Origin of the sequence: Caballeronia sp. TF1N1 (assembly GCF_022878925.1) — a bacterium.
In the GTDB taxonomy this organism is placed as follows: domain Bacteria; phylum Pseudomonadota; class Gammaproteobacteria; order Burkholderiales; family Burkholderiaceae; genus Caballeronia.
The window spans coordinates 891,394-911,539 of record NZ_CP084627.1; the positions used below are offsets into that span (position 1 = coordinate 891,394).

Annotated in this window: 17 protein-coding genes; 8 read left to right on the plus strand and 9 right to left on the minus strand. The window is 62.2% G+C overall.

Annotated elements, in window-relative coordinates; translation table 11 throughout:
• Nucleotides 1-10 precede the first annotated feature (10 nt).
• A complete protein-coding gene (locus LDZ28_RS18080; protein ID WP_244828359.1) occupies nt 11-1,510 on the minus strand; it encodes an aldehyde dehydrogenase family protein in 1,500 nt (499 codons plus the stop codon).
• 199 nt (nt 1,511-1,709) lie between these two features.
• Here LDZ28_RS18080 and LDZ28_RS18085 point away from each other — a divergent pair, with 199 nt between their 5' ends.
• Nucleotides 1,710-2,315, plus strand: coding sequence for a helix-turn-helix domain-containing protein (locus LDZ28_RS18085; RefSeq protein WP_244828360.1), 606 nt, complete (start codon nt 1,710-1,712; stop codon nt 2,313-2,315).
• 13 nt (nt 2,316-2,328) lie between these two features.
• Here LDZ28_RS18085 and LDZ28_RS18090 read toward each other — a convergent pair whose 3' ends face one another.
• The 5 genes from LDZ28_RS18090 to LDZ28_RS18110 all read right to left on the minus strand — a co-directional run bounded on the left by LDZ28_RS18090 (nt 2,329) and on the right by LDZ28_RS18110 (nt 7,993).
• On the minus strand, nt 2,329-3,774 hold the full coding sequence (locus tag LDZ28_RS18090) for a cytochrome P450 (RefSeq protein ID WP_244828361.1): 1,446 nt from the start codon (nt 3,772-3,774) through the stop codon (nt 2,329-2,331).
• 67 nt (nt 3,775-3,841) lie between these two features.
• Entirely contained in the window at nt 3,842-4,702 is an 861-nt protein-coding gene (locus tag LDZ28_RS18095; RefSeq protein ID WP_244828363.1) for an IclR family transcriptional regulator, read from the minus strand.
• 69 nt (nt 4,703-4,771) lie between these two features.
• Nucleotides 4,772-5,596 (minus strand): sugar phosphate isomerase/epimerase, encoded by an 825-nt coding sequence (locus LDZ28_RS18100; RefSeq protein ID WP_244828365.1) that lies wholly within the window; start codon nt 5,594-5,596, stop codon nt 4,772-4,774.
• A gap of 10 nt (nt 5,597-5,606) precedes the next feature.
• Entirely contained in the window at nt 5,607-6,218 is a 612-nt protein-coding gene (locus LDZ28_RS18105) for an NIPSNAP family protein (RefSeq protein WP_244828366.1), read from the minus strand.
• Nucleotides 6,215-7,993, minus strand: coding sequence for an FAD-dependent oxidoreductase (locus LDZ28_RS18110; RefSeq protein WP_244828367.1), 1,779 nt, complete (start codon nt 7,991-7,993; stop codon nt 6,215-6,217). Before LDZ28_RS18110 ends, LDZ28_RS18105 begins: the two co-directional genes overlap by 4 nt.
• Nucleotides 7,994-8,364: 371 nt before the next feature.
• Here LDZ28_RS18110 and LDZ28_RS18115 point away from each other — a divergent pair, with 371 nt between their 5' ends.
• The 3 genes from LDZ28_RS18115 to LDZ28_RS32675 all read left to right on the plus strand — a co-directional run bounded on the left by LDZ28_RS18115 (nt 8,365) and on the right by LDZ28_RS32675 (nt 11,709).
• Nucleotides 8,365-10,083: a SulP family inorganic anion transporter gene (locus LDZ28_RS18115; protein ID WP_244828368.1), complete on the plus strand. Its 1,719-nt coding sequence runs from the start codon at nt 8,365-8,367 to the stop codon at nt 10,081-10,083.
• Nucleotides 10,084-10,599: 516 nt separating this feature from the next.
• Nucleotides 10,600-11,427: a shikimate dehydrogenase gene (locus tag LDZ28_RS18120; RefSeq protein WP_244828369.1), complete on the plus strand. Its 828-nt coding sequence runs from the start codon at nt 10,600-10,602 to the stop codon at nt 11,425-11,427.
• 150 nt (nt 11,428-11,577) lie between these two features.
• Nucleotides 11,578-11,709: a hypothetical protein gene (locus tag LDZ28_RS32675; RefSeq protein ID WP_255784607.1), complete on the plus strand. Its 132-nt coding sequence runs from the start codon at nt 11,578-11,580 to the stop codon at nt 11,707-11,709.
• Between the two features lie 19 nt (nt 11,710-11,728).
• On the opposite strand, the gene LDZ28_RS18125 is transcribed toward LDZ28_RS32675, so the two are convergent.
• Complete coding sequence (locus tag LDZ28_RS18125) at nt 11,729-13,066, minus strand: glycosyltransferase family 9 protein (RefSeq protein ID WP_244828370.1); 1,338 nt, start codon at nt 13,064-13,066, stop codon at nt 11,729-11,731.
• Between the two features lie 512 nt (nt 13,067-13,578).
• Between LDZ28_RS18125 and LDZ28_RS18130 the strand changes: the two genes are divergently transcribed.
• Nucleotides 13,579-14,061 carry a hypothetical protein gene (locus tag LDZ28_RS18130; protein ID WP_244828372.1) on the plus strand — a complete coding sequence of 161 codons (483 nt, stop codon included), beginning with the start codon at nt 13,579-13,581 and terminating at the stop codon, nt 14,059-14,061.
• Nucleotides 14,062-14,091: 30 nt separating this feature from the next.
• On the opposite strand, the gene LDZ28_RS18135 is transcribed toward LDZ28_RS18130, so the two are convergent.
• The gene (locus LDZ28_RS18135) at nt 14,092-15,051 is read right to left on the minus strand and encodes an MBL fold metallo-hydrolase (protein ID WP_244828373.1); all 960 of its coding nucleotides are present in this window, start codon (nt 15,049-15,051) and stop codon (nt 14,092-14,094) included.
• A gap of 115 nt (nt 15,052-15,166) precedes the next feature.
• Nucleotides 15,167-16,045: a pyridoxal kinase PdxY gene (pdxY, locus tag LDZ28_RS18140; protein ID WP_244828375.1), complete on the minus strand. Its 879-nt coding sequence runs from the start codon at nt 16,043-16,045 to the stop codon at nt 15,167-15,169.
• A 450-nt stretch (nt 16,046-16,495) separates the two neighbouring features.
• On the opposite strand from pdxY, the gene glgC reads away from it, so the two are divergent.
• The 3 genes from glgC to LDZ28_RS18155 are packed head-to-tail and all read left to right on the plus strand — an operon-like array spanning nt 16,496 to nt 20,130.
• Nucleotides 16,496-17,770 carry a glucose-1-phosphate adenylyltransferase gene (glgC, locus tag LDZ28_RS18145; protein WP_244828377.1) on the plus strand — a complete coding sequence of 425 codons (1,275 nt, stop codon included), beginning with the start codon at nt 16,496-16,498 and terminating at the stop codon, nt 17,768-17,770.
• A 37-nt stretch (nt 17,771-17,807) separates the two neighbouring features.
• Nucleotides 17,808-19,271, plus strand: coding sequence for a glycogen synthase GlgA (gene glgA, locus LDZ28_RS18150; RefSeq protein ID WP_244828379.1), 1,464 nt, complete (start codon nt 17,808-17,810; stop codon nt 19,269-19,271).
• A gap of 58 nt (nt 19,272-19,329) precedes the next feature.
• Complete coding sequence (locus tag LDZ28_RS18155; protein WP_244828381.1) at nt 19,330-20,130, plus strand: SDR family oxidoreductase; 801 nt, start codon at nt 19,330-19,332, stop codon at nt 20,128-20,130.
• Nucleotides 20,131-20,146 lie beyond the last annotated feature (16 nt).

Consider the following 20,146-nt stretch of genomic DNA (forward strand, 5'->3'; position numbering starts at 1 on the left):
CGTTTAAGGACTAGCCGAGATTGAAGTCGATGCCCTGTGCAAGCGGCAATTCCGACGAATAGTTGATCGTGTTGGTCGCGCGCCGCATGTAGGCCTTCCACGCGTCCGAGCCGGATTCGCGTCCGCCGCCGGTTTCCTTTTCGCCGCCGAACGCGCCGCCGATCTCCGCGCCACTCGGCCCGATGTTGATATTGGCGATGCCGCAATCGCTGCCCGATGCCGACAGAAAGCGCTCCGCCTCGCGCAGATCCGTCGTGAAGGCGCATGAGGACAAGCCGTGCGCGGCGGCGTTGTTCGCGGCGATGGCGTCATCGAAATCGGTGTAGCGCATCACGTAAAGAATGGGCGCGAAGGTTTCCTTCAGCACGACTTCGCTTTGTGCGGGCATTTCGACGAGCGCGGGACGAACGTAATAGCCATTTTCGTTACCCGTCACGCTCACGCGTTCGCCGCCGAACACCTTGCCGCCCTCGCCCTTCGCCTGCTCCAGCGCGTCCTGCATGCGCGCGAAAGCCTGCACGTCGATGAGCGGTCCCATCAACACGCCGTCGTTCAACGGATTGCCGACCGGGACTTTTGCATACAAATCCTTGAGGCGAGCGACGGTTTCGTCATAGATGCTCTCATGGACGAAAAGACGCCGCAGCGACGTGCAGCGCTGCCCCGCGGTGCCGACCGCCGAAAACAGAATGCCGCGCAGCGCGAGGTCGCGATTTGCCGTCTGCGAGACGATGCCCGCGTTGTTGCCGCCGAGTTCGAGAATGGAGCGCCCGAAACGGCGCGCCACTTCCACGCCCACCGCGCGGCCCATTTCCGTGCTGCCGGTTGCGCTGACGATATCGGAGCGTTTGTCCGCGACGAGCTTCGCGCCCACTTCACGGTCGCCGATCAGAACCGATGCCAGGCCGGCCGGCGCGGTGCCGAACTCGTCGAGTACATCGCGCATGATGCGATCGACGGCGAGCGCGGTAAGCGGCGTCTTTTCCGACGGCTTCCAAACGACCGCATTGCCGCACACGAGCGCAAGCGCCGCGTTCCACGACCACACCGCGACCGGAAAATTGAATGCAGAAATGATCGTGCAGACGCCGAACGGATGCCACGTTTCCGCCATTCGATGACCGGGCCGCTCGGAGGCGATCGTCAGGCCATACAGTTGCCGCGACAGGCCGACGGCGAAGTCGCAAATGTCGATCATTTCCTGCACTTCGCCCAGGCCCTCTTGCAGGATCTTGCCCGCTTCGAGCGCGACGAGCCGGCCGAGCGCAGCCTTCTTTTCGCGCAGGCGATTGCCGAGCAAACGCACCAGTTCGCCACGTCGCGGCGCCGGAACGTTGCGCCACACGGCAAATGCGCTGCGGGCTTGCGCAAGCGCGGTATCGACATCGGCAGAAGTATGGCGTTTCACGCGTCCGATGATTTCGCCGCTGATGGGCGAAGTGACAGTCATGTCGCCCTCGTTCGCGATGCCTGCGATACCGAGGTCGGAGAGGATGGTCTTGGCGTCCACAGTGAATTCCCTTTGCATGCAAGATTAGCTTCGCTGTTTCCGATGCGAAACAACGGTCAAGTTCGGAAACTATACGCGCAGCGTCCCATGCTCACAACGCTGTCAATATTGGGGTTCTCACCAGTCTCGGTTTGCATACCGAATGCAAACCCCCGAAAAGTCGATGGTATTATCGGAAACAAACCACCTTCGACCTCTCATGTCTACTTTGCCCGCCAAAAATTCGACTGAGCAATCCGCAGCCGATCTCGGACGACGGGTAAAGCACGCTCGCACCGCTCAGAATCTCACGCTGGAAACCGCGAGCCGGCTATGCGGCGTGTCGCGCTCGGCGTTGTCGAAGATCGAGAACGGCTTGATGTCGCCGACTTTCGATGTCTTGCAGAAGATAGTACGCGGCCTGCAGATCGATCTCGCGGAACTGTTCGGCAGCGCGCCCGCTGCCAGCGCAAGCGGCCGGCGCGCACTCACGCGACGCGACGAAGGGCAAAGGCACGCGTATCGCGGTTATCAGATGGAATTGCTGGCGACCGAGCTCGCGCACAAGGCGATGCTGCCGTTTCGCATCCGCATCTCGGCGCATACACTGGATGCCTTCGACGACTGGGGCCGTCACGAAGGCGAAGAGTTTTTGTACGTGATCAGCGGCAGCGTGTGCCTCTACTCGGAACTTTATGCGCCGACGCATCTGAATGCGGGCGACAGCATCTATTTCGACAGCCGCACGGGCCACGCGGCGATATCGGCCAGCGCGGAAGATGCCGAAGTTCTGTGGATGGCAACCGGTGCCGCCGACGTTCAATGAACGATAACGCGGTTCAAGTGGGCCGCAAAGCGAGCCGCATCGGCATGCGATTCGGCACCACCGTGAAGTTGCAGACCTCGTGAATATCGGCGGCATCCTGAGCCAGGCGCGCCGTGAAATTCGCCGTGAGCATCGAAATGACTAGCCGCATTTCGACCGCTGCCAGATGCCGTCCCGGACACACGCGCGGCCCCGCGCCGAATTGCAGATAAGCACGTGGATCGTGCGTTCCCTGATTTGCGTGCTCGCCCGCCTGCAGCCGATGCTCGCGCAGCCAGCGATCCGGATCGTAGCGCGCGGGATCGCTGAAGTGGCTTTCGTCGAGCATCGCGGGACGATTCAGAAAAAAGAGCTTGGTGCCCGCGGGTAGCCGCACGCCCTGCAACTCCACTTCCGCAAGCGGTTCCAGCGACAAATACGGCGCCACCGGATGCAGTCGGCTCGCCTCCGTGCAGACGGCCTCGCATAAATCGAGTTCGCGCATTGTCTGATAACTCGGACAAACGCGCGCGTCGCCGAACGTGCATTTTGCATGCGTCGCGATGCGCGTCTGCAAGGCTTCATCGCCGCCGAGGAACAGGAGTCCCCATGCGAGCGATGCCACCGTCGTGTCTTCGCCCGCGACGAGCATCGTCATGACATTGGCGGCGACTTCGTCATCGGTGAGGCCGGACTCGGGCGCGTCACGCAGCGCGAGCATCGCTTCGAGCAAATTGCGCGGCTCGAGTGCAGATGCCTCGTCACGCATGCGCTCGCGCGATCTCGACATCAAGCCACGCACATAGCGATGCACTTCGGCCATTGCACGATCGAATCGGCGGTCGCGCGGCAGCCGCATATAGCGCCAGTAGGGAAACGGCGTGGAGAGGCGCGTCATGATCATCGGCAGAAGCTGCGAGAGATGCTCCTGGATGACGCCGCGTTCTTTTTCCAGCGTGTTCGGGTCTTCGCCGAATGCGAGCGCGCTCGTGACATCGACGGTATAGCGCTTCAAATCGTCGTTCATCTCGACGATACGTCCCTCGCGCGCGGCTGACTCCCAGCGCCGCCGCAAACGCTCGGTGATCGCGGCCAGCGTCGGATAAAACGCCTTGATATGCGGCACGGACAGCGCCTGCATCACGAGCCGACGCTGCGGCCCCCACGCTTCGCCTTCGATGGAAAAGAGACCGTTGCAGCCGACTTCATCGAACAAGGTTTCGAGCGGACCGTAACGCCGATAACGATGCGGACGTTCACGCAAAACCGCTTGCGACAGCTCGAAATCCGACCACACGACAATAGGCACGCGGCCGAGCTTGAAGCGATACGGCGTGCCCAGTTCCTTCGCCCATCGCTCGAGCGTCAGATGATGAGTCGACGGCGGCAATTGAAAGAGATTGCCCGCGAGCGGCAAGCCGCGCGGCGAAGGCAAGTCGTCGATTTCGCGCAAAGACGCTGTGACGGACGCGGCATTCATGATCGGCCTCGCAAGCGCTGATGTGCACAGCATAGTGCAAGCGCGACGCGCGCGACGGCCGTTGCGCTTATTGAACGAGAGCGCTTTTTGCCCGCTTCTTGCCAGCAGGCGCCGGTGCTTCGGCAACGACCGGAGCTTGAGTCAGCGGCCGCTTGAAATAAGGCGAGCTCAAGGTTGCCGCGCTCATATCGGATGCCGCTTCGAGCAGCGCGGGCGCGAGCTCTTTCAGACGCGTTTCCGGCAAACGGCTCGTCGGGCCCGCGAGACTGACGACACCCACGACCACGCCCGTCATAGGATGATGAATCGGCGCGGCCATCGACGTCATGCCGGCTTCGTAGGTTTCGCTCGCGATGCCGTAACCGCGTTCGCGCGCCGCGCGCAAGTCGGTCAGGAACTGCTGAATCGTCTTCGGCGCCTTCGGACCGCCTTGTCCGGGCTTGCCGAGTCCGCCTTGCTTCGACACGAGTTCGAGCGCTTCCTCATCGGTCAACGACGACAACCACGCCTGTCCGCTTGCCGTGCAATGCAAGGGCGGCTGGCTGCCCATGTCCGGGTCGTAGCGCAGCCCGGACTTCGCGCCCTGCGCCTTGCCGACGAAGGTGATGTGATCGTCCTCCACGACGCCAAGCCGCGCCAGTTCGCCCGACGCCGCCGCGAGGCGGTCGAGCACCGGTTGCGACACATCGAGCACGCCGCCCGTCGAGAGATAGATCAGCGCAAGCGACACGAGCTTCAGCGCGAGCATGTACTCGCCGTGATCCTCGTCCTGGCGCACGTAGCCTTCGTCGATCAACATCGCGAGCAGGCGATGCGTGCCGCTGCGGGGAATGCTCAAGGTATCCGCGATGGCGGCAAGCGGCATGCGTCCGCCGTTCTTCGCCAGCAGTTCGATGATGGACAACGCGCGCTCAAGATTTCCTGCCATGTTTCGTTACCTCGAAGTTCCGATTCGGAATTTGAACATGATTCCACCTCGGAATTCAACCGTCATCGTTCAATGCCCGGCATAAACCTCGTCAAGCAAGGCAAGCGTCGCTTCGCGCATGCGCTTCGCGCGCTCGAGCGCGCTGGCGGTCTTGGCCCACTGTTGCGTCGGTATTTCGAGTGAAAGCGGCAAGTCTTCCGGCAGTGCATGCAAAATGCCAGCCAAGTCGATACCGCCTTCACCCGGAATCATCCGCTCGCAGCGCGCCTGGAAAAGTAGTGTTTCGAGGTCGGTCGGGCGCTCGGCGGGCGCGTCGCAGAACTGCACATAGCCGAAATACTCGCGCGGCAACTCACTCAGCGTCTGGGTCGACGACCCCGCGCGGTCGAAGTGAAGCGGATCGATGATCAGCCCCGTGTTGTTGCGTTCCGCCGCCTTCACGATGCGCGCGGCTTGCACGATGTCCTTAGCGTCGGTCCACGGCATCGGTTCGAGCGATGGCGAGAGGCCATACGGACGCGCCAGATCGCACAACTGCGCGAGACGCTCGGCGGTGCGCGACTCGTCGGGATCGTTGCCCGCGACGAGCACATAGCGCGCGCCAAGTTCGGCGGCGGTCGCAAGCATCGGCTCGTACGCGGTTACATCGGTGTCGGGTTTGAGGCGGAGAATTTCCGTGTCGAGCACGCCAATGCCGGTGTCCTTCAACGCCGCGAGCGTCTCGCGCACGAGCGGTGTATCGCCGATGATGTCGTGCCGCACTTCGGTATCGGTCGCCGGAAGAAGGCGCAGGCCGACATAGTCATAGCCCGCCTTCGCCGCGCATTCGACCATCTGCGGCGGCGTCAATTCGAGCACGGTCAAAGCTGAGAGCGAAAGTTTTCGTGTGGACATATGGATTTCCTTAGCGTAGTGGCGAGAACGGTGCGGGCACATAGATGGTCGATTCCATCGTCGTCAGATGCGCGGGTCCGCCCTTCGGCGGCCATACGCCATCCTTCACCGATTCCGCGCGAATACGCGAGCGTTCATCCACGCTCTTGTACGGCCAGATGTTCAGAAAACGCGGCACGGTGCCATCGAGCGCGTACATTGCACCGATCAACGGCGAACGCTTCGTGCGTTCGGGCAAGGCGTTCTGCCACGCGTCGATGGTGTGCTGCAGGCTCGCGAGCTTCGTGCCGTAGACGCGCATTTCATAGATGCCGTTGTGTTCGGCAGGCTCGATTGGCGGCAGGAATGGAAAGAGCGCATAGCTATTTATTTCGACATCCGTAATGAATTCGCCGCAGCCGAACGGATTGCCTTCGAGCAGAAGGCGCCTGCGTTCATCGATCAGTGCCGCTTCGGAAGCGTAGCCGCGCAAGACCATCACCTTGCCCAAGGCACCGATATCGGAATACCAGCATCCGAGCAAGCGCGCGCCTGCTTGCTCGCCGCTCGACTTGATGTTTTCGAAGACCTGCGCATTCGTGCCGATCTTCACGGTGAGTGTGACTGTGTCGTACAGGGTCATTGAAATGTCCTTGCCTGATTGAATTGAGAGAGAGTGGTCATGGTTTCGATGCGATGCGCTTCGCGTTCACTGCTGTCATCGCTTTTATCTGCAAGTGCGTGGCCCGCGAGATAACCGAAGGTCATCGCCGGACCGAGCGTGATGCCGCCTGCGGGATAGTGGCCGCCCATCATGCTCGCGGCATCGTTGCCAACTGCGTAGAGGCCGGCAATCGGCATGTGCGCTTCGTCCAGCACGCGGGCGCTCGAATCGGTAGAGAGGCCGGCGAATGTACCGAGGCTGCCGGGCAGCACTTTTACTGCGTGATACGGGCCAATTGCAGTAGGTGCAACGCATGGATTCGGCTTATGCGATGCATCGCCCTGCATGCGGTTGTAGGGTGTCGAGCCTCGATGAAATTGCGGATCTAAGCCGTCGCGAGCGTAGTGGTTATAGGCCGCGATGGTTTCGATGAAGCCAGTTGCCTCGATGCCGCAAACTCGCGCGAGCGCTTCGAGCGTGGGCGCGCTTTTCAGATATCCCGAGCGTTCGTGCGCGCGCAACGGGAATGGAAACGGCTTCGCGGCACCAAGGCCATAGCGTCGCAGAAAACGATGATCGCAGACGAGCCACGCGCACACTTCATCGCCTGCGGGTGTGATGTCCATCAACGCGGACATGAAGTCGTAGTACGACGACGCCTCGTTCACAAAGCGCCTCCCCGCACGCGTCACCGCGATCAGACCAGGCTTGCCGCGTTCGATCAGATGCGCGAACGCGACATGCGGACCATCGCGCTTCGGAACGAGCGAAACGGGCGCCCAAGCCGCGGGGTTTTCGAGCGCTGCATTGAAGTGTGCGCCTGCGGCCTCGCCCATGCGAATGCCGTCGCCGGTGTTGGAACGCGGCGCCGCGGACCAATGTTCGCGGCCCGTTGGCGTATAAGCGAACGTAGCCGCGCGACGTGCTTCATCGTGCGGATATCCACCGCACGCGAGCACCACGCCGCGTCGCGCATGGACCTCATGCTTTACGCCTTCGATCTCGACATGAGCGCCGATCACACGATAGCCATCGCGCAAGAGACCGACCGCTTTAGCGCGCGTGCGCAGATCGACGCCACGATCCGCCGCCGACTTCAAGAGTCTTGCAATGAGCGCATTGCCGTTCAATAGATGCATCGATCTGCCGTAGCGAAGCTTGTCGTGCGCGAACTTGGCGAAGCGTTTGGTGACATGCCACGCGGAGCGCATCGAGCGCGTGGCGTTCAGAAAGTGCGTGAGCTCTTGTCCTGGAGAGATCGCCATGCCGTTGATCGTCGTCTCGAGAAGCGGTGGCCGCAGCTTGTCGATGAGCGCCCCGAGTTCGCGACCATCGAAAGGCATGGCGCACACGGAGCGGCCACCCGTTCCCGCGCCTTGCGAGGTATGAAAGTCCGGAATGCGGTTGCCATCGATGAAACGCATCGACGTATTTGTCTCGAAGAACTCGACCATGCGCGGACCGTGTTCGATGAGCGCGTCGACTTTAGCCGCGTCGTAATGCGCGCCGAGTTCGGCCTTCAGATAAGTTCGCGGCGCGTCTGCTTCCTCGATCATTCCTGCGCGCGTCGCAAGCGGACTGCGCGGAACCCACATCCAGCCGCCCGACCACGCGGTCGTGCCGCCGAAGACGTCTTCCTTCTCGCAGACCAAAACGGAGAGTCCGCGCGTGGCCGCTGTCACGGCCGTCGATAGTCCGCCCGCACCGGAACCGAGCACGAGGACATCGCATTCCAGTACCGGGTCAGGCTTCATCGCTAGGCCTGGGTTGATGCCTATTGCTTGCCGGCGCACGCGGCGACGAGTCCTCGTGCAGCAAACGCATGCTGTCTGGTGACGTTTGATGTCGCGTAGACAGCCGAGAAACAAGCTCGCGCATGCGACCGCTTGTATTCGATCTAACCAGCGTCTCCATCATTTTTGTCTCGCTCCCTCCGATTCGGATCGCAGTGATACGCGACTCGAAGCTGCCTTTAGCTGTAGAACTGTCTTTGATATTGGAATCCTATTCCATTTTCCGATCGCGCGCAAAGACCTTTTTAGATTGCTCGGCGTGAGTGATCAAGCCGCTTGGCATTGCGGCCGTCATGGGGCACGATGCGCTCTTCCCGCGACCGGTACAACGCATGCAAGATTCAACTCCGCGACCTCCCGTGCCGCCGCGTTTCCTGAAAGGCATCTTGCCGATCGACCGGCTCGCCGCGCGACGCGACATCCTTGCGGGGCTCTCGCTCGCATCGATGGATATCCCGCAAGTCTTGGGCTATGCGCGCATTGCCGGCATGCCTGCGGTTACAGGTTTGTATACCGCATTCATTCCGCTCACCGCGTTCGCGTTGTTCGGGGCATCGCGCCATCTCGTGGTGGCCGCCGATTCCGCCACCGCCACGATTTTCGCGAGCCGCGTATCGACCATCGCGCCGATGGCGAGCGCCGAATATGTCGAACTGGCAAGCATGGTCGCGCTGCTGACTGCCGCGTTGTTGCTGCTCGCACGGCTCTTCAGGCTCGGCTTTCTCGCCGACTTCCTTTCGCGCACGGTGCTGGCCGGTTTCCTGGCGGGCGTCGGCATACAGGTGTCGATCGCCATGCTCGGCGATATCCTCGGCATGACCGTGCCGGTGCCGTCGTCGCGCAGCCTTGCGCAGCTTTGGTATGTTGTCGACCATATCGTCGAAGCGAACTTGCCGACGCTCGCTCTCTCGTTACTCGTGATCGTCGCGATACTTGGCTTCAGACGTATCTGGCCGCGCGTGCCGATACCGCTCGTCGCGGTCATCGGCAGCATCCTCGCGAGCAAGACGTTCGGGTTCGCGGCCCACGGCATCGCGGTACTTGGCCCGGTCGCAGGCGGATTGCCGCCGCTGCGCGTGCCGCACGTCACGTGGCAGCAGTTTCTCGATCTCGTGCCCGTGGCGGCGTCGTGCTTCGTGATGATCGTGGCGCAAAGCGCGGCCGCGGCGCGCGTCTTCGCACAGCAGCATCACGAATCCGCCGATACCAACGGCGACTTGCTCGGCCTCGCCGCCGCGAATGCGGCTGCCGCGTTCAGCGGCGCCTTCGTGGTCAACGGCAGCCCGACGCAGACAGCGATGGCCGATCGCGCCGGCGCACGCAGCCAGATCGCGCAACTCACCTTCGCGGCGGTGGTGGTCGTCGTCTTGATGTTTTTGAGCGGCTTTTTGCAGTACCTGCCGCATTGCGTGCTTGCCGCGATCGTCTTCACTATCGCCGTCGGGCTCGTCAATGTGCAAAGCTTGCAGGCCATTCGGCGCGAGAGTCCGGGCGAATTCACGCTGGCGCTGATCACGGCGGCGGCGGTCGTTCTGATCGGGGTCGAGCATGGCATCTTGCTTGCCGTGGCGTTGTCGCTGATGCGGCATGTGCGGCACAGCTATCGTCCGCATACGATGGTACTCGCGCCCGTCGCGCCGGACCGCCGATGGCAGTTCGTACCGACGCGTCCCGGCGTCGTCACCGCGCCTGGCTTGATCGTGTATCGGTTCGGCGCCGATCTGTTTTATGCGAACGATCATCTCTTCGCGGCCGAAGTGAAGCAGTTGATCGATGCGGCGCCTCTTGAACTACGTCATTTTGTCGTCGATGCCGGCGCGATCACCGATCTGGACTACTCGGCCGCGCGCACGTTGAGCGATCTAGTCGCAAGCGTGCGGAATCGCGATATCGCGATGATCTTCGGACGAGTGAATCCGTTTCTTCGGCTCGACATGGATCGGCATGGACTAACGGAAGTGATCGGCAAGTCCAATGTATTCGCGACGCTGCACGAGGCGCTTGCGGCTGCGGGGGTGAGTGCCGAGGCGCATGAAGCAGGGGCGCTTTGAGGTGCGGCGGGTTCGGCACATAGGACTCGAAGCTCGGAGTTCGGCATTCGGCTTCGGCATTCGGCATTCGGCATTCGGCATTCGGCATTCGGCATTCGGCATTCGGCGTCCGGCGTCCGGCGTTCGGCGTTCGGCGTTCGGCATTCGGCACTCGGCGCTCGGCGCTCGGCGCTCGGCGCTCGGCGCTCGGCGCTCGGCTTCGGCTTCGGCTTCGGCTTCGGCTTCGGTTTCAGCACTTTCACACTCGTTTTGCATTGAATTTTGTATTTTAGGTACCCGCAAGTTGCATACTGCATGCACTTTGCCCACGCTAGCGCTGAGAGCCGTGAGGCACTTCCTCCGACCACTCACCTTGCGCATTTCAAGTAAGCCGAAATCAAAGACCGTTAGTTGCCAACGCAGACAGAAGATTGAATCCAATTCCAATTTAGACTACAGTTCATCAACGCTCTTGAGCTAAGACACCCATCCGCGCAACGTCCCCCGACCGAAGCGCACAAAGGAGACATTCAAAGCATGGCGCAGGACACATCCTTCTCCGCATCGCTCGATGCGGGCTTAAGCGGCGCAACTCGCCTCTACTTCATCGTCGGCGATCCCATTGCGCAAGTACGTTCGCCCTCCGGCGTGACCGCCGCCTTGCGCAAGGCAGGACACGATGCAATCGTGATCCCGGCTCACGTCGCACCTGCCGACCTCGCCGCTTTCTTCGCCGGCGTCACGCCGATGCAAAACGTCGATGGCGTCATCATCACCGTGCCGCACAAGTTCAGCGCCGCTGGCTTTTGCGCGTCGCTCGCGGAAGAATCCGCGTTCCTCGGAGCGGCCAACATGCTAAGACGCAACGCGGACGGCTCCTGGCACGGCGGCATGTCCGACGGCGCCGCGATGGTCGCGGCCCTTGGCGACGCAGGCTGCGATCCGCAAGGAAAACGCGCGCTTCTAATCGGCGCGGGCGGCGCGGGATCGGCAATCGGTCATGCGTTGGTTGATGCGGGCGTCGCATCGCTCGCTGTCCGCGATTTCGATGCCGCGCGCACCAAAGCCCTCGCCTCGCGTCTGGCGAGTCTGGGTCGCGGCGCCGTGAGCGTCGATAACGACTCGGGCGCGGAGAACTTCGACATCGTCGTGAATGCCTCGCCTGCCGGAATGCGCGAAGGCGATCCGCTGCCGATCGATGTATCGAAGCTCGATGCAAAAACTTTCGTTGGCGATGTCGTCACGAAGCCGCCGCTTACGCCGTTCATCGAAGCGGCGCGCGCGCAAGGTTGCCGCACCGTCACCGGCACACAAATGTTCGGGCGCGTGTGCGACAAAATCGTGGACTATCTGTTGAAGCGCTGAGGCCGCGTCAACCGAATAAAGGCTTCCGGTTTCAATTCCATGATCCTTACTGCACTTTGACGGCCGCGCATTCGCTTCCTTCCGAAGCGTGTGCCGATCTCAACGGCCTCTTCGTAGCAGCCCGGAGCGCACCGCGAGAGTCGCTACAGCATGAAGATGCACGACGGCGTCAAGCGCGATATCGACAGCGCGCTTGAACCGCAAGACGGTCAGTGCGTGACCACCATCCATTCCGCCCAGCGCGGCTATGCGCGGCCCATGCCTGCCAACGAGTGCTCATGAGCGGCAACGGCGGGTCGACTCATTTGCCCGCCGTCCTTTGATGCATGCGGACGCGTTGCGCCAGTTCATCCGCAACGCGTTCCACAACGGGCCGCCAGTCGCCTGCCGCATGCTGACGCAGCAGTTGCACCGAGTCGTACCACGGCTGCGTCTCGCCGGTTCCCCAACACCAGTGCGATGCAAGATCGATCATCGCCAGCACCGGCCGCCCAAGCGCGCCACCGAGATGCAAGGGCGAACTATCGACAGTCACCAATACGTCCAGCGCCGTGAGCAATGCAGCGGAGTCATGAAAATTGTCTCGATAGCGCTGCGCAACCTCGACGACACACGCACCTGCCGCGCGCATCTTTGCGATATCGTCATCGCGGCCGGGAGCAACCGGATAAAACGTCACGTTCGACAGACGCCAAAGCGGCGCAAGCGCATCGACGGGAATGCTGCGTTGACCATCGCGCCGATGCGTCGGACTGCCCGCCCAGACGATGCCGACACGCAAGTTATCGGCGCCTTCTTCTTCGAGCAAGCAGCGCCACGCCGCAACGCGTTCCGCATCGGCATGCAGATACGCGCGGCCCTCGATATCCGCCGGCATCAAGCCTAGCCAGAACGGCATGCTCATCATGGGTATGGAGTAATCGCAGCCGCTGAATGCATGTTCCGCGACCAGCACGCAATCAGGCACGACACGCTCGATGAGCGAGTGAAGGACATGGCGCACAGCCAGCATCGGCTCGCCGCCGTGCGCGCGCACCAACTCTGCGAATCGCGGATATAGACGCACGAACTGAATATCGTCGCCATGACCGATCTCGCTATACACAACCACGCGCCTTCCCGCGAGCGATTCACCGCGCCAGCGCGGCGCTTCACGTTCCACGCGGGTGACGACGCTCTTGTCGCCATGATGCGGGTTAGTCAAACGATGTTCGAAGCGCGTCCAGCCGTCACGCCACGCGCCGCGACGCAATTCGAGATCGGCTAGATCGATCGGGAGATGCGGCGCATTTGGACTCTGCACAATAGCCTGGCGGTAAAGCGCTTCCGCTTCCTCATAACGCGCCTCTTCGTTCAGATACATCGCGATCGCGCCCGTGACGAGACCGTTGTCCGGATGGAGCATTGCGGCATCGCGCATGACCGCTTCGGCCTTCATGCAGTCATGCCGCATCCAGTGGCTATGACTGAGTTGCCAGGACAGTTCGACATCGCCAGGAAAGCACTGCAGCGCGTTTGCACAGAAGTGCTCGAGCAACGCCCAATCGCCGGAATCACGTATTTCCAAAGCGTGCTTGAGTGCGTGGTTCGCGTCGGGATACTGCTTGAAATCGAATGAATCAACGAGCAGACAAGGCATGAATGAAGCGAGGAAACGAAGCGGATTATCAGTGTAGCCAACGCATGGCGTTGCGCGCGTTCAGAAACGCAAAGATATGTTTGAAAGCGCAACGATGATGCACATCGTTCCGAAGCGCTTACTCAAGCAATGAACCCTGCGACGACGAGGTTTCAGCTTGAACGGAATCACGGCGACCATGAAATGGTGTGCTTCCGAATCGAGGTTGAGCGCCGCCCGGGCGTTTGCCATACTCCTCAATGTTGTCTCCTCACGCGTTCACCCTAACGGGATTTCAACTGGACGCGCTCTCGCCGCCTACCCCGGGCGGCATTTTTTTATCCGTCTGTCTTGCTAACTAATCGACGGATTTTCCTCAGACACTTCAAGCGCTTTTCTATCAGCGCTTAGTGACAAAATAACGCCAAAACTAAGCACTCTTCCGCGCTTCGTAGCAGTGCCAATTGACAGCCACTTGCGAAGCATGAAAGCATCGCCGTCGATCTTCCTCAAAGCCACCGGAGACCTTCGCGATGATCTACCACGCATCCATTCCCGCCCGCGATCCACAACACGTCGCCAACGTGCTCGCCGAACTCTGGAACGGTTTCGCCGCGCCGTTTCCATCGTTTCCCGACTCGTGGATGGCCGTCGCCGGCGATGACCGCGGCAGCATCATCGAAGTCTATCCGGGCGATCGCGTCATCACGCCCGGCGGCGGCGCGGAAACCAGCGTGAGTTTTGGCGCGGGCAAGGTCGACCGTCCGCAATACAGCGCGTTTCATATGGCGATTGCCACGCAGATGGACGCGGCACAAGTGATCGCCATCGGCGAACGCGAAGGCTGGCGTGCGGTGCGCTGCACGCGCGGCCGCAATTTCTTCGACGTGATCGAACTATGGATCGAAAACTCGACGATGCTCGAATTCCTCACGCCCGACATGCAGGCGCAGTACCTCGCATTCGCCACGCCGGAGAACTTCAAGGCAATGGCCGCAGCCGCCGCGACCGCGTGATTGACGACCAAACGCGAACGGCCGCGCGCATCATTCCTGCAACGCGGTCCACATTTCCTTGTCGCGCTCGGCGGTCCAGATGCGCGGTTGCGTGATCCCGCTCGCTTCGTCGAAGGCGCGCGAGACATCGAAAGGCAGGCAATGCTCGTAGATGAAGACGTGGCCGAACTTCGGGTCCATCGACTTGCGTGCGAGCGCCATCGCGCCCTTGAGGTCGAGTCGTTGCGCAACGGCTTCGCGCCCGGCGGCAAGCAGTGTCGTGACGAAGTCCTTCGTGTAGTCGAGACCCTTGTGCACATCGTGAGGCGTGAGCAACGCGGGGCCACGGCCCGGCACGAGCTTCCGCGCATTCAGCGCGCGCAAGGCTTCGAGCGTCGTGGGCCATTGCGCGAGCTGGGCATCGCCGCAATAACACGCGGCGTCGTATTCGACCAGATCGCCCGAAAACAGCACGTCCTGCGATGGCAGCCATACGACCGTATCGCCCTTCGTGTGACCCGCGCCGAGATGCGCGATGCGCACTTCGAGCTTGCCTAGCCAGAGCGTGATCTCGCGATCGAACTCGAGCGTGGGCCATGTCAGGCCCGGCACCGTCTCGACGCCTGCGAAGAGGCGCGGAAAGCGCTCGATCTCCGACTTCATGTCTGCCTCGCCGCGCTCGACGATCATCTCGTACGTGCCACGGCTCGCGATGACCTGCTGCGCGCCTTCCGCGAAATAAGCCGATGCGCCCAGCACGCGCACCGCGTGATAGTGCGACAGCACGACGTACTTGATCGGCTTGTCGGTGACGCTGCGAATCTTCGCGATCAGATCCTGCGCCATTGCGGGCGTCGCGGTCGTATCGACGATCAGCACGGCGTCGTCGCCGACGATCACGCCCGAGTTCGGATCGCCTTCTGCCGTATAGGCATAGGCGTTCTCGGAGAGCTGCGTGAAAGTGATCTTCTTCTCTTCCAGGTCCGCCTGGGATGCGAATGCCTTTACCATGTCGCGCTTCCATGAGTGAGAGTCGATGAATCATCGACGCCCATCTGGCGGCTTGTCAAAAGCAACCGCGCGTCCTGTCAGCCAACCAAGGGTAAATACGGGGCGCGTGGCCGGACTATCGCCGCGCCATCTCGGTGCCCGACACGCGAATGGCCGGAAACCAGTCGGTGGGCTTTGCGATCTCGTCCTGCGAGGCGACGATCTCCAGCTCGTAACGCCCTGCATCGTAAGTCGTCTTCACCACCGCGTTGACGGCCGCGAGCGTGTGCTCGAGCGCGTGGCGCAAGGAATCGCCCTGCAAGGTGCGCGCGACGAACACACCGCTCGTCAGATCGCCGACGCCCACTGGCTGACGCGCGAACGGATACAGCGGACGCTGCGCGAACCACGCTTCGTGCGCGTTCACGGCCAGCATGTTGAAGGTATCGGCGCGACTGTTGCGGTCGAGCAGATGCTTGACGAGCAGCGTGCGCGGCCCGCGCGCGATTACTTCGCGGCAGGCATCGACGGCTTCTTCCACCGTCTCGATGGGCCGGCCCGCGAGCTTTTCGAGTTCGAGGTGATTGGGCATCATGGCATCGGCGACTTCGGGCATGGTCGTCACGAGGAAGTCTTCGATGCCCGGCGCCACCGTGCAGCCGCCCGTCACGCCCATGACCGGATCGCAAAAGAAGAGCGCGCGCGGATTCACCGCCTTCACCATCTTCACGATCTCGACCACCGCGCGGCCTTGCTCGGTCGCGCCGAGAAAGCCCGACAGCACGGCGTTGCAGCGGCCGAGCACGCCGATCGCGCCGATACCTTCGATCACGCTCTGAAGCTCGTCGGCGTCGACCACGCTACCGGTCCAGCGGCCATATTGCGTGTGATTGGAGAACTGCACCGTGTTGAGCGGCCAGACGTTGACGCCGAGACGGCGCATTGGGAAAACCGCCGCGCTATTGCCGGCGTGGCCGAACACCACATGCGACTGGATACTCAGGACGTTGTTCATGTTTTTGATTCCCGGGTGCGGCTTGTTCGGTCAGGAGAATGCCGCATGGCATGCGGCTTCTCTTCGTGCTCGCAAGCGTTTGCGTGTTGATCGCGAAGCTTGCATAGCCGTATTGTGCCGTGCCTTAACGCACCGCGGCATCGTCCACGTACGATAAATTGCGCAACTGCAACACCCGAGAAGGCCGCCGCACGGGCGTTCGGCACGCTGTTTGCTCGAAAATGCCGCCAGCATTCCGTGCACTGAGCGCGGCAGCGCGGATCGGTGGAACAAAAAAAGAGCGACATCGGTACACGAATGCCGACGCGCACCGGATAATGCTTCCACCCTGTTCGTGCGCGCGAACTCATGGACCTACCCCAAGCCAGCGAGCTCGCGCGCCGCCAGCATACGAGGACGAACAAGAGAGCAGCATCAATTCACTAGTCGCAGGTCAAATCAGGAGCTGACATGGAGACGTCGTCAAAGAATCGCACCGATTTGCAAAAGTCGACCCTGGCAATCGTCCTCGCCGGAGGGCGCGGCACTCGTCTCGGACCGCTTACCGACAGGCGCGTCAAACCTGCCGTGCATTTCGGCGGCAAGTACCGCATCGTCGATTTCGCTTTATCGAACTGCCTTAACTCGGGCATCCGCCGTATCGCCGTCGTCACGCAATACAAGGCTCACTCGCTGTTGCGCCATCTTCAGCGCGGCTGGGGTTTCCTTCGCGGCGAGTTCAACGAGTTTATCGATATCTGGCCGGCGCAGCAGCGCGTCGATTCAAGCTGGTATCGCGGCACGGCCGACGCCGTGTTCCAGAACCTCGACATCATCCGGTCGATTGCGCCGGAGTTCATCATCGTGCTGGCGGGCGATCACATCTACAAGATGGATTACACGCGCATGGTGCTCGACCACGTGGAGAGCGGCGCGGATTGCACGGTCGGCTGCATCGAAGTGCCGCGCATGGACGCGACCGCCTTCGGCGTGATGCATGTCGATGAAAATCGCCGCGTGACGGACTTCCTGGAGAAGCCCGCCGATCCGCCCGCCATGCCCGGCAAGCCCGACGTGGCGCTCGCGAGCATGGGCATCTACGTGTTCAGCGCGAAGTATCTCTACCACCTGCTCGAAGAGAACATCGCCGCGTCGAACACGGATCACGACTTCGGCAAGGACATCATTCCGCGCGTGGTGACGAGCGGCACGGCCATCGCGCATCCGTTCAGCATGTCGTGCGTGACCTCCAGCGCCGATCCCGAAGCGCCCGCTTACTGGCGCGATGTCGGCACCGTGGATGCCTACTGGGCCGCCAACCTCGACCTTGCATCGACCATCCCCGAGCTAGATTTGTACGACCGCAAATGGCCGATCTGGACCAATCAGGAACAGTTGCCACCAGGCAAGTTCGTACGCGATCTCAACGGCCAGCAAGGCGCGATCACCAATCTGCTCGTCTGCGGCGGCTGCGTGATCTCGGGTTCGCAAGTTTCGAAGTCGGTGTTCTCGTCGGCGGTGCGGGTGCACTCGTTCTGTAACATCAATGAGGCAGTCTTGTTGCCTCAGGTGACGATAGGACCGAGTTGCCGATTGCAGCGCGTGGTGATCGATCGCGGTTGCACGGTACCGGAAGGTCTCGTGATTGGCGAAGATCCGGACGACGATGCCGCGCGCTTTTTCCGCACGGAGTCCGGCGTCACGCTCGTCACGCGCGAAGCGTTGCAGCGGCTCGCGGATCGTTGAAGCCACGAAGTAGTCAACTCAACCTACGGGAGCGCCGATGACCGTGTGCGTGCTGCATGTCGCAGCAGAAATGTTTCCGCTGTTGAAAACCGGCGGCCTCGCCGACGTAGTCGGGGCGCTGCCGCCGGCGCAATCGCAACTGGGCACGAACGCGCGCGTGGTGCTGCCGGGCTTTCCCGCCGTGCTCGAAGGTCTCACCGGCATCGAGCCCGTCGCGGATCTGGGCGCTGCGTTCGGTGCCGGCAATGTGCGGCTCGAACGCGGTGTGTTGCAGCCGCATGGCGTGATCGTCTACGTCGTGCGGGCCGACCAGTTTTACGACCGTCCGGGCAATCCTTATCTCGATGCCGCGCATCGCCCGTATGCGGACAACGACCGGCGCTTCGCGTTGCTCGGCTGGAGCGCGGCACGTATCGCTGGCGGCGCCGATCCCGCTTGGCGGCCGCAGATCGTGCACGCGCACGACTGGCATGCGGGCCTCGCGCCCGCCTACATGCGCGCGTTCGAGCGTGAAGGCGCGCCGCGCGTCGCCACGGTGATGACGGTGCACAACCTTGCGTATCAGGGCGTGTTTCCCGCGTCCGAGTTCGGCGCGCTGCAATTGCCTGGCGACTTTTTCGCGGTCGATGGCGTCGAGTTTTACAGCCATGTCTCGTTTCTGAAGGCCGGGCTTTACTACGCGGACCGCATTACCACGGTGAGTCCGACTTACGCCCGCGAGATCCAGACGCAAGCCCACGGCGCGGGTCTGCATGGCCTGTTGCAGTCGCGTACTCACGACATCACCGGGATTCTGAACGGCGTCGATTATTCGATCTGGAGCCCTGCCGTCGATGACTCCATCGCGTCGCGCTACACGGCCGCGAAGCCATCGGCGAAAAGCAAATGCAAAGCCGCCTTGCAGGAGCGCATGGGCCTCACGCGCGATGACGACGCCCTGCTCTTCGGCGTCGTCAGCCGCCTGACCGAGCAGAAGGGTCTCGACCTGCTGCTTTCCGCCGTGCCGGATATCGTGCAGCGCGGCGGCCAGCTCGTCGTGCTCGGCACGGGCGACCCGGCGCTCGAAACCGGCATGAAGAACGCGGCGCTCGCGCATCCGGGCGCGGTGGCCGTCGAACTGGGTTTCGACGAAACGCTCTCGCATTCGATCATCGCGGGCAGCGATGTCGTCATGGTGCCGTCGCGCTTCGAGCCTTGCGGACTCACGCAGCTTTATGCGCTGTCGTATGGCGCGCCGCCGCTCGTGCATCGCGTGGGCGGGCTTGCGGATACGGTCGTCGATTGCTCGCTGGAAAATCTCGCGGATGAACTCGCGACCGGCTTTACCTTCGATGTCTTCGACCGCGCGGGAATCGTCGGCGCAATCCGGCGCGCGTTCGCGTTGAAAGCGCGTCGCACGGAGTGGAAGACCGTCGTCAAACGCGCAATGACGCAGAACTTCGGCTGGGAGACGGCGGCATTGCGCTACGCGGAGGTCTATCAGGGCGTGCTCGGCGCGTGAACGTGCCGGGCGCGCACCTTGCTTGCCGCCACGTGACGCAAATCACACGGAAACGCTCATGCAACGATCCCTCGAAGGCCAGATCGCGCTCGTCACGGGCGCGAGTTCCGGCATCGGCGCGGGTGTCGCGCAGTCGCTCGCCGATGCCGGCGCGAAAGTCGCCATCAACTATCACTCGCACGCGGAACCCGCCGAAAAGCTCGCCGCCGAGATTACGGCGAATGGCGGCGATGCCTTCGCCGTCGCCGCCGACGTCTCCGACGAACACGAGACCGACGCCATGTTCGATGCCGTCGTCAAGCGCTATGGCACGGTGGATATCGTGGTGGCGAACTCCGGCCTGCAAAAGGACGCGAGGTTCACCGAACTCACGCTCGACGACTGGCGCCGGGTTATCGACACGAACCTGACCGGGCAATTTCTCACCGCGCAGCGCGCGGTACGCGAGTTTCAGCGGCGCGGGCCGCGGCCGGTGTCGAAGGCGCTCGGCAAGATCATTTGCATGAGTTCGGTTCACGAGATCATTCCGTGGGCAGGGCACGTGAACTACGCATCGTCGAAAGGCGGCATTCAGATGATGATGAAGTCGCTCGCGCAGGAAGTCGCGCCGCTGCGCATCCGCGTCAATTCCATCGCGCCCGGGGCCATCCGCACGCCGATCAACAAGGACGCGTGGGACACGCAGGAAGCGCTCGACCGGCTGCTCACGCTCGTGCCTTATGGGCGCGTCGGCGAAGTGGAAGATATCGGGCGCGCGGCGGTCTGGCTCGCCTCCGACGACAGCGATTACGTCATCGGCACGACGCTCTTCGTCGACGGCGGCATGACGCTTTACCCCGGTTTCGCTGACAACGGATGATCTGTTCGTCCCGACA